This window comes from Streptomyces sp. NPDC048417, from assembly GCF_040651615.1.
Classification (GTDB): Bacteria; Actinomycetota; Actinomycetes; order Streptomycetales; family Streptomycetaceae; genus Streptomyces.
In genome coordinates, this window is sequence record NZ_JBEZKI010000053.1 from 20,860 (window position 1) to 31,022 (window position 10,163).

At 71.0% G+C, this 10,163-nt stretch carries 8 protein-coding genes and 1 pseudogene; 6 read left to right on the forward strand and 3 right to left on the reverse strand.

Going from position 1 to position 10,163, the window contains the following annotated elements; all coding sequences use genetic code 11:
* Positions 1-5: 5 nt before the first annotated feature.
* The 3 genes from AB0D59_RS48425 (at position 6) to AB0D59_RS48435 (ending at position 5,314) form a co-directional block, all read left to right on the forward strand.
* Positions 6-2,405 carry a molybdopterin cofactor-binding domain-containing protein gene (locus AB0D59_RS48425; protein ID WP_362578728.1) on the forward strand — a complete coding sequence of 800 codons (2,400 nt, stop codon included), beginning with the start codon at positions 6-8 and terminating at the stop codon, positions 2,403-2,405.
* Positions 2,406-2,552: 147 nt separating this feature from the next.
* On the forward strand, positions 2,553-4,013 hold the full coding sequence (locus AB0D59_RS48430) for an NCS2 family permease (protein WP_362578731.1): 1,461 nt from the start codon (positions 2,553-2,555) through the stop codon (positions 4,011-4,013).
* A gap of 149 nt (positions 4,014-4,162) precedes the next feature.
* The gene (locus AB0D59_RS48435) at positions 4,163-5,314 is read left to right on the forward strand and encodes an XdhC/CoxI family protein (protein WP_362578734.1); all 1,152 of its coding nucleotides are present in this window, start codon (positions 4,163-4,165) and stop codon (positions 5,312-5,314) included.
* A gap of 202 nt (positions 5,315-5,516) precedes the next feature.
* Here AB0D59_RS48435 and AB0D59_RS48440 read toward each other — a convergent pair whose 3' ends face one another.
* The 3 genes from AB0D59_RS48440 to AB0D59_RS48450 form a co-directional block, all read right to left on the reverse strand.
* Complete coding sequence (locus AB0D59_RS48440; RefSeq protein ID WP_362578737.1) at positions 5,517-6,191, reverse strand: Crp/Fnr family transcriptional regulator; 675 nt, start codon at positions 6,189-6,191, stop codon at positions 5,517-5,519.
* Positions 6,192-6,276: 85 nt separating this feature from the next.
* On the reverse strand, positions 6,277-6,717 hold the full coding sequence (locus AB0D59_RS48445; protein WP_362578740.1) for an SRPBCC family protein: 441 nt from the start codon (positions 6,715-6,717) through the stop codon (positions 6,277-6,279).
* Positions 6,718-7,199: 482 nt separating this feature from the next.
* Positions 7,200-8,018: a polysaccharide deacetylase family protein gene (locus AB0D59_RS48450; RefSeq protein ID WP_362578743.1), complete on the reverse strand. Its 819-nt coding sequence runs from the start codon at positions 8,016-8,018 to the stop codon at positions 7,200-7,202.
* 122 nt (positions 8,019-8,140) lie between these two features.
* Here AB0D59_RS48450 and AB0D59_RS48455 point away from each other — a divergent pair, with 122 nt between their 5' ends.
* The 3 genes and pseudogenes from AB0D59_RS48455 to AB0D59_RS48465 all read left to right on the forward strand — a co-directional run.
* Positions 8,141-8,782: a phosphoribosyltransferase family protein gene (locus AB0D59_RS48455; protein WP_362578746.1), complete on the forward strand. Its 642-nt coding sequence runs from the start codon at positions 8,141-8,143 to the stop codon at positions 8,780-8,782.
* 15 nt (positions 8,783-8,797) lie between these two features.
* Positions 8,798-9,217, forward strand: coding sequence for a TIGR03668 family PPOX class F420-dependent oxidoreductase (locus AB0D59_RS48460; protein WP_362578749.1), 420 nt, complete (start codon positions 8,798-8,800; stop codon positions 9,215-9,217).
* Between the two features lie 156 nt (positions 9,218-9,373).
* Positions 9,374-10,163: pseudogene (locus AB0D59_RS48465) on the forward strand (hypothetical protein); the annotation flags it as partial.

Here is a 10,163-nt window from a genome sequence, read left to right on the forward strand (position 1 = left end):
GCGACATGCCCACCATCGGCACTCCCACCAAGATCACCCAGGCGTCCCCGACCAAGGGCGGCGTCGGCGAGTCCACGCTCCGCCCGGACGGCACCCTCAAGGTCACCGGAGAGTTCGCCTACTCGTCCGACATGTGGCACGAGGACATGCTCTGGGGCCAGATCCTCCGGTCGACCGTCGCGCACGCGGAGATCGTCTCGATCGACACCAGCGAGGCCCTTGCCCAGCCCGGCGTCTACGCGGTCATGACCTACGACGACCTGCCGACCGAGGTGAAGAACTACGGCCTGGAGATCCAGGACACCCCGGTCCTCGCGCACGGCAAGGTACGCCACCACGGCGAACCGGTCGCGATCGTCGCCGCCGACCACCCGGAGACCGCCCGCCGCGCCGCAGCCAAGATCAAGGTCGAGTACCGCGAGCTGCCCGTCATCACCGACGAGGCCTCCGCGACCGCGCCGGACGCGATCCACATCCACGAGAACCGCGACGACCACCACATCGGCCACGTCCCGCACCCCAACATCGTGCACCGCCAGCCGATCGTCCGGGGCGACGCCGACGAGGCCGCCAAGAAGGCCGACGTCATCGTCAAGGGCGAGTACTACTTCGGCATGCAGGACCAGGCCTTCCTCGGCCCCGAGTCCGGCCTCGCGGTACCCGAGGAGGACGGTGGCGTCCACCTCTACATCGCCACCCAGTGGCTCCACTCCGACCTGCGCCAGATCGCGCCGGTGCTCGGCCTGCCCGAGGACAAGGTGCGGATGACGCTGTCCGGCGTCGGCGGCGCGTTCGGCGGCCGCGAGGACCTGTCGATGCAGATCCACGCCTGCCTGCTGGCCCTGCGCACCGGCAAGCCCGTCAAGATCGTCTACAACCGCTTCGAGTCCTTCTTCGGCCACGTCCACCGCCACCCGGCCCGCCTCTACTACGAGCACGGGGCCACCCGCGAGGGCAAGCTGACGCACGTCAAGTGCCGGATCGTGCTCGACGGCGGCGCCTACGCCTCCGCCTCCCCGGCCGTCGTCGGCAACGCCTCCTCGCTCGGCATCGGCCCCTACGTCGTCGACGACGTCGAGGTCGAGGCCATCGCCCTCTACACCAACAACCCGCCCTGCGGCGCGATGCGCGGCTTCGGCGCGGTCCAGGCGTGCTTCGCCTACGAGGCCCAGATGGACAAGGTCGCCGGGCAACTCGGCATGGATCCGGTGGAGTTCAGGAAGCTGAACGCCATGGAGCAGGGCACCCTGCTGCCCACCGGCCAGCCGGTCGACTCCCCGGCCCCGGTCGCCGAACTCCTGCGCCGGGTCAAGGCGATGCCCCTGCCGCCCGAGCAGCAGTGGCTCTCGGCCGGCGAGCAGGCCGACGTACGGCAGCTGCCCGGCGGCCTGTCCAACACCACCCACGGCGAAGGCGTCGTGCGCGGTGTCGGCTACGCGGTCGGCATCAAGAACGTCGGCTTCTCCGAGGGCTTCGACGACTACTCCACCGCCAAGGTGCGCATGGAGGTCATCGCCGGCGAGCCGGTCGCCACCGTGCACACCGCGATGGCGGAGGTCGGCCAGGGCGGTGTCACCGTCCACGCGCAGATCGCCCGCACCGAGCTGGGCGTCACCCAGGTCACCATCCACCCGGCCGACACCCAGGTGGGCAGCGCCGGTTCGACCTCGGCCTCGCGCCAGACGTACGTCACCGGTGGTGCCGTCAAGAACTCCTGCGAGCTCGTCCGCGAGAAGGTGCTGGAGCTCGGCCGCCGCAAGTTCGGTACCTACCACCCGGCCTGGGCCACCGCCGAGCTGCTGCTGGAGACCGGCAAGGTCGTCACCGACGGCGGCGAGGTGCTCGCCGACCTGGTGGACGTGCTCGGCGACGACGCGGTCGAGATCGAGGCGGAGTGGCGGCACCGGGCGACCGAGCCCTTCGACCTGCACACCGGCCAGGGCAACGGCCATGTCCAGTACAGTTTCGCCGCCCACCGCGCGGTCGTCGAGGTCGACACCGAGCTGGGCCTGGTCAAGGTGATCGAGCTCGCCTGCGCCCAGGACGTCGGCAAGGCGCTCAACCCGCTCTCCGTCATCGGCCAGATCCAGGGCGGTACGACCCAGGGCCTGGGGGTGGCGGTGATGGAGGAGATCATCGTCGACCCGAAGACGGCGAAGGTCAGGAACCCGTCCTTCACCGACTACCTGATCCCGACCATCCTCGACACGCCGACCATCCCGGTCGACGTCCTCGAACTCGCCGACGACCACGCCCCGTACGGGCTCCGTGGCATCGGCGAAGCCCCGACCCTGTCGTCGACCCCGGCCGTCCTCGCGGCGATCCGGAACGCGACGGGCCTGGAGCTGAACCGCACGCCGGTCCGACCGGAACACCTCACCGGCACCGGACCCTCCGGGGGCTGAACCGGTGAGACCTCCTGGGGGACTCCGTCCCCCAGGACCCCTGAATGTTCGCCTCGGGCCGTCCCCCGGGTCGGGCACCTCCCCAAATCCCGCCATGCGCCGAAGGCGAGCCGCGGGTGCCCCTTTGAACCTTGGGAGCAGGCCCATATGACCCAGCAGTCACTCGAGCCGAAGACCGTCGCCGAAGGCGCGGGCGAGGGAACCCGCGTCCCGGCCGGGCGGTCCTGGCTCGACCGGTACTTCCACATTTCCCTCCGGGGATCCACGGTCGCGCGTGAGGTCCGCGGCGGCGTCACCACCTTCATGGCGATGGCGTACATCCTCCTGCTCAACCCCCTGATCCTGTCCGGCAAGGACGCGGCCGGGGACACCCTCGGCCAGAAGGCGCTGATCACCGCGACCGCCTTCGCCGCGGCCTTCACCACGCTGCTGATGGGCTTCGTCGGCAAGGTGCCGCTCGCGCTCGCCGCCGGCCTCTCCGTCTCCGGCGTGCTGTCCTCGCAGGTCGCCCCACAGATGACCTGGCCGCAGGCGATGGGCATGTGCGTGCTGTACGGCGTGGTCATCATGCTCCTGGTCGTCACCGGCCTGCGCGAGATGATCATGAACTCGATCCCGCTCGCGCTCAAGCACGGCATCACCATGGGCATCGGCCTGTTCATCGCCCTCATCGGCCTCTACAAGTCCGGCTTCGTGCACCAGGGCAAGGCCACCCCGCTCACCCTCGGCCCCGCGGGCGAACTCACCGGCTGGCCGGTGCTGCTCTTCGCCGGCACCCTGCTGCTGATCTTCATGCTCCAGGCCCGGAACGTCTCCGGCGCCATCCTGATCGGCATCGTCAGCGGCACGGTGGTGGCGGCCGTGCTCAACGGCCTCGGCGTCATCGACCCCAAGCAGTGGGCGGGCGGCGCCGCCCCCGCCCTGCACGGCTCCGCCGTCTCCATGCCGGACTTCTCGCTCTTCGGGCACGTCGAGTTCGGCGGCTGGGGCAAGGTCGGCGCGATGACGGTGGCGATGATCGTCTTCACCCTGGTGCTCGCCGGGTTCTTCGACGCGATGGCCACCATCATCGGCGTCGGCACGGAGGCGAAGCTCGCCGCCGACAAGGGCCGGATGCCGGGCCTGTCCAAGGCCCTGTTCATCGACGGCGCGGGCGGCGCGATCGGAGGCGTGGCCGGCGGCTCCGGCCAGACCGTGTTCATCGAGTCGGCGACCGGCGTCGGCGAGGGTGCCCGCACCGGACTCGCCTCGGTGGTCACCGGGCTGTTCTTCGCGGCCTGCCTCTTCTTCACCCCGCTCACCGCGATCGTCCCGCAGGAGGTCGCCTCGGCCGCCCTGGTGGTCATCGGCGCGATGATGCTGATGAACGCCCGGCATGTGGACTGGGCCGACCGGGCCACCGCCATCCCGGTGTTCCTGACGGTCGTGCTGATGCCCTTCACCTACACCATCACCACCGGTGTGGCCGCCGGCGTCATCTCCTACACCGCCATCAAGGCAGCTCAGGGCAGGGCCCGCGAAGTCGGCGCGTTCATGTGGGGCCTGACAGTGATCTTCCTGGTCTATTTCGCCCTCCATCCCATAGAGAGCTGGCTCGGCGTCCACTAGACGCTCCGCCGGCGAAGCCGTGATGGGCCGGCGGTTGTCCGCGGGCCCCTCGTGGCCGGTCGCCCCGCGCGGCGGAGCCGCACACAACTGCAGACCCGCGCCCCTTCGGGGCGCCTCTCCCCCCAACGTCGTCCGAAGGAGACCGAGAGATGCTGGACATCGCCGAGGAGCTGAACCGGTGGGTCGCGGACGGCCGTGACTTCGCCGTGGCCACGGTGGTGGCGGTCGGCGGCAGCGCCCCGCGCCAGCCCGGCGCCGCCCTCGCGGTAGACGCCGACGGCACCGCCGTGGGCTCGGTCTCCGGCGGCTGTGTGGAGGGTGCCGTGTACGAGCTGTGCCGGCAGGCGCTGGAGGACGGCGACAGCGTCCTGGAGCGCTTCGGCTACAGCGACGAGGACGCCTTCGCCGTCGGCCTGACCTGTGGCGGCGTCATCGACATCCTCGTCACCCCGGTCCGGGCGGGCGACCCCGCCCGGCCGGTGGTCGAGGCCGCGCTGGCCGCCGCCGTGCGGGGGGAGGCGGCGGCCGTCGCGCGGATCGTCACCGGACCGGCCGAACTCCGCGGCCGCGCCCTGCTGGTGGACGCCGACGGCGCCTACGAGGGCGGCTTCGGAGCCCACCCCGAGCTGGATCGTACGGTGGCCGCCGAGGCCGGTGCCTTCCTGGACGCGGGCCGCACCGGCACCCTGGAGATCGGAGAGCAGGGCTCTCGCTGCGGAGCGCCGCTCACGGTGCTGGTCGAGTCCTCGGTCCCGGCACCCCGGATGATCGTCTTCGGGGCGATCGACTTCGCGTCGGCACTGGTCCGTGTCGGCAAGTTCCTCGGCTACCACGTGACGGTGTGCGACGCGCGGCCCGTCTTCGCCACCAGGCCCCGCTTCCCGGAGGCCGACGAGATCGTCGTCGAGTGGCCGCACGAGTACCTGGAGCGGACGCCGGTGGACGGCCGTACCGTCCTGTGCGTCCTCACCCACGACGCCAAGTTCGACATCCCGCTGCTCCGGCTCGCGCTGCGGCTGCCGGTGGCGTACGTCGGCGCGATGGGCTCCCGCCGCACCCACCTGGACCGCAACCGGCGGCTGCGCGAGGTCGGCGTCACCGAACTGGAGCTGGCCCGCCTCAGGTCCCCGATCGGTATGGACCTCGGCGCCCGTACGCCCGAGGAGACCGCCCTGTCGATCGCGGCCGAGATCGTCGCCAACCGCCGCGGCGGCAGCGGACTCTCCCTGACCGGCGCCCACACCCCGATCCACCACGACACGGCATCGACGCCGACGCGGCGGATCGGGTCGGTGGCCTGACTCCCCCCGGGCCAGGCCACCCCGCAGGGAGCGGAGCGCCCGGTCCGTTCCCCCGATCGTCGTACCGGTCCGGGCGCCAGGGGATGATGGAAGCGCCTTCATGGGGGTCGTACAGCGTCAGATGACGCATTCGGCGGGGGGAGTTCCGTTCTGATGCGTCTGCGGTGCAACTCTCCCGCGCCCGGGGCCCGGGCGAGGCGGCTCACTCCTCCGCCCAGCGCCGTAACCCCGCCAGATCGAGCACGACGGTGCGGCCCCGCCGGGTGGCCACCAGGCCCTCCTGCTGCATCGCCCGCAGACAGCGCACCACCGACTCCCTGGACGCCCCGGTGGCGGCGGCCAGTTCACGCTGGTTGACCTGGACGGAGACGGCACCCGGCAGGGTCTCCGGCGCGGCCGAGCCGTACTGCACGGCGAGTTTCACCAGCAGCCCGGCGACCCGGGCCCGGGTGGTGCGGGCGCCCTGTTCGGCGCGCAGCCCGTCGGAGTCCCGTAACCGGTCCACCACACTGCGCAGCACCGCCAGGCACAGCGACGGGTCCCGCTCCAGCAGCCGCAGAAAGGTGTCCGCGGCGATCACCACGCCCTCCGAGCGGCGCATCGCGGTGACCGTCGCGCCCCGGGGGCGGCCGTCGACGCAGGAGAGTTCGCCGAGGAGTTCACCGGGGCCGCGCAGAGCGAGCAGGCTGGTGTAGCCGTTGGCCGAGTCGACCGTCGCCTTCACCAGGCCGACGGTCAGCAGGACGACGGAGTCGGCCTCCTCGCCCTCCCGCATCAGCACCTCGCCGCGGACCCACCCGCGCGGGTGCCCGGTCTCCCGCAACAGCTTGACTTCCCCGGGCGAGAAGAACGCCACCTCCGAGCCTCCCGGCCGCATCGACCCACGGTGACCGTTCGGCACCGGAGGGCCACTGTCCATCGTGCGGCCGGGATCTGCCAAGGGGCGGTCGCCGGGGCGGCGCTCACGCCTTCCTGAGCAGCGCGTTGACCGCGCGCCCGAAGACCGCCCGGGAGGCCCTGCGCACCAGCGGGTCGAAGGCCGACGGCAGACCCCGCACCCGCAACTCCTCGTGCCAGATCACCCGGGTACGGCCGCCGGGCCCGGGGTGCACCTCCAGTTCGGCCCAGCCGCGTACCACCCGGCCGTGCTTGACCAGGCGGCACCTGCCGGAGCCGCCGTCCTCCGGGGGCTCCCAGACGGTCACCTCCATGGGGTCCTCGAAGGACAGCGGTCCGAGCCCGGAGCGGGCCACGAAGACCGTGCCCTCGTGGGTCGGGGGATCGGTGAGCACGGTGATCCGGGTCAGTGGGACCGCGTCGGCGTGCGCGGACCACTCCGTGAGCCGGCGCCACGCCTCCTCGATCGGCAGCGGGGCCGTGCGTTGGAGAAGGAAGGTGACCACGGGACGATCGTAGGGAATCGGCCAGGCTTCGCGGAGTGCGCACCATCCGTTCACAGGACCGACAGAAACGTCCAGGGCGGACCGGAACCGGTCCCGGGGCCGTACGATTCCTGTCAAGGGCGGGCAAACCGCCTGCCCTCACGGGGAGTTGGCCGACATGCCGTTGAAGACCTGTGACGTACTGACCACCCGGCCGTCGACGACCCCCGCGCCCGGCCGTACCTCTTCGGTGAGCGCTGGGGGTCCGCGAAGGGTGGTGGGTCGTCTTCTGACCGGACCCTGTCGGGGTGGGTGGTGGTGCCTCGCGTCGCCCCCGCCCCGACACGTTCGACCCCCCCCGTCGGCCGGCCGGCCGCCGCCTCGCCCCCGGCCACGGGATCCACCCCGGCGCCGGCGTTCGGCCGTCCTGTGCGCAACTCCGTCTAGGGAACGAGGAGTTGATCCGCGCGGGCCGGGCCACCGCACCTGGTCCGGTGGCGACCCTAGGGCCGGTACACCTTCCCGGGTTCGGCCTTGCCGGGTGCCAGCAGCTGCGGGACGGTCACGAAGACGTACCCGCGCTCCTTGAGCGCGTCGATGATCCCGGGTACGGCGGGCACGGTGCCCCGGTAGATGTCGTGCAGCAGGATGATCCCGTCCCGGGACACCTGGTCCAGCACCCGCTTCTCGATCAGCGCCGAGTCGGTGGTCAGGTAGTCCTTGGCGGTCACGCTCCACAGCACCTCGGACAGGCCCAGCTCACGGCAGATCCGGTGCACGTTCGCGTCGGTACGGCCCTGGGGCGGGCGCATCAGGGTGGGCTTGTGTCCGGTGAGCCGCTCGATCGCGTCGTCGGGCCGGGTGAGCTCCTCGCGTATCTGCCGGTCGGAGATCTCCGTGAGGATCTTGTGGTCCCAGGTGTGGCTGGCGACCTCGTGGCCCTCGGCGGCCATCCGCCGGACCAGTTCCGGGTACTTCTCGATGTGCCGCTTGCCCAGCAGGAAGAAGGTCGCCGGGACGTGCTTCTCCTTGAGGATGTCGAGCAACCGGGCCGAGTTCTCGCTGGGCCCCGCGTCGAAGGTGAGCGCGACGCACTTGGCCTCGCGGCAGTCGACGGTCCCGAACCGGGCCTGGCTCGTCTTCGCGGCGTGGCCGCGGGCGTCGGCGGGCGAGGTCGTGTCGACCTTCGCGCAGCCCGACAGGGCCAGGGCGAGCGAGACGGCGGCGGCGGTGAGGGCCGGTATGCGAAATCCGGGGGACGGCGGGAACCTGTAGGGCCGTCTTTCCCTCTTCTTGGTCGGAAGCTTGCTCCAAAGTGGCATGCCGGGACTATACACACAGTTTATAGAATATATGTACGAATTCTCCTGGTGGACTCGGTCTTCGACACCTTCCGGTGTGAGCATGGAAGAAGGGGGCCGACCCCGACCGGAGAGGACGAGCCGTGCGCTACCGGGACCGCGCCCAGGCCGGTCGCGAACTCGCGGCCGTACTGGGGAAGTTGAGCGACGAGGGCGGCCTGCCGGACCCGATCGTGCTGGCGCTGCCGCGGGGCGGTGCGGCCGTCGCCGCGGAGGTCGCGCGGGAGCTGTCGGCCCCGCTCGACGTGCTCGTCGTACGCAAGATCGGGGCCCCGCGCCACGAGGAGTTCGGCGTCGGCGCGATCGCCGGGGACGATCCGCCGCTCCTCGACCGGGCGACCCTGGCCCACCTGGGCATGAGCGAGGACTCCCTGGCCCCCGTGGTGGAACGGGAGCGGCGCGAACTGCGCCGCCGCGAGCGCCGCTACCGGCAGGGAAGGCCGGCGCCCGAGCTGCGCGGCCGTACCGTGATCGTCGTCGACGACGGCCTGGCCACCGGCTCCACCGCCCGCGCCGCCCTGCGCCACGTGCGGCGCCGAGGCCCTGCCCGGACCGTACTGGCCGTCCCCGTCGGCGCGCCCGACTCCCTCGACACGCTCGCCGCCGAGGCCGACCTCGTCGTCTGCCCGTACCGGCCGGCCGTGTTCAACGCGGTCGGCCAGTGGTACGACGACTTCGCACAACTGACGGACGCCGACGTGCTGGACGCGCTGCGCGGCGCCTGACGGGGAGGGGGCGTCGTGCCGGAACTGGCCGAGGGCGAGGCGCGTCGGCGGTTCGCCGGGGCGCGGGTGGCGCGGCTCGCCACCGTCGACGAGTCCGGCCGCCCGCATCTGGTGCCGGTCGTCTTCGCGCGCCACGGTGCCGACGGGATCGTCACCGCCGTGGACCACAAGCCCAAGACCACGCCGCGGCTCAAACGGCTGCGCAACATCGCCGCACAGCCGTCCGTGAGCCTGCTCGTGGACGAATACGACGAGAACTGGGACCACTTGTGGTGGGTCCGGGCGGACGGATACGCGCGGGTGATTCCCGCCGACGCGGCGGTCATCGAGCCGCTGTGCGAGAAATACCCGCAGTACCGGGAACGTCCGCCGAGCGGTCCGGTCATCTTCGTGACCGTCTCACACTGGACCGGCTGGCAGGCGGCTGCCCTTTAGGTGCTGAATTTCCCCATGTCAAGTCCCGAGCTGTCGGAACGTGACCCTGCCGCGCGTCGCGGGCCTACTGGAAGCACGAGCTCGACCGGAAACACCGGACAGGAAATCCGAGCTCGGTGGCACGGAAAGTGCCCTTCGCTTCAGGAGGAGAAGGAAATGATCCGCAAGATGCGCAACGCCGGTACCGAGGAAGCCCGTCCCAAGCGCCGCCTGGGTGCGGCGGCCGTCCTGGCCTCCGCGGTGGCCGTCGCCGGTGGTGTGGTCCTGCCGGCCGCGGTGGCCACGGCGGCGCCGATGCCGAAGGCGCCGGTCGCCGACGCCCACCTGTCCAAGGAACTCAAGAAGAACTGCGGCAAGAAGCCGCCGGCGCGCCATACGCAGGGCCGCGTTTACTCGTGCTGGGCCAACAACAAGCAGTACCACTGGGACGAGGAATACCACTGCTACTACTACCTCGTCGACGCGCACCGGTATTACTGGGACTGGGACCACGACTGCTATTACGTGGTCAAGAACCACCACAAGTACTACTGGGACCACCACTACGACTGCTACTACGTCGTGCAGAAGCACCACAAGTACTACTACTGGGACTCGTATCGCCAGTACAACTACTGGGAGCACAACAAGCACGAGAAGCACTGGGACCACTGGGGCAGCGACAGCTGGAAGAAGCCCGAGTGGGTGGAGAAGCACGACAAGGAACACCCGGACGACAAGGGCAAGAACAGCGAACACGGCCAGCCCCCGGCCAAGGGCCCGGACGGCACGGACACGACGGGGACCCATGAGAAGGGCCCGGACCAGGGGACGGACCACGGGACCGACGATCACGGGACGGATCAGGGGACCGATCACGGGACGGATCAGGGGACCGATCACGGGACGGATCAGGGGACCGATCACGGGACGGATCAGGGGACCGACCATGGGACGGATCAGGGGA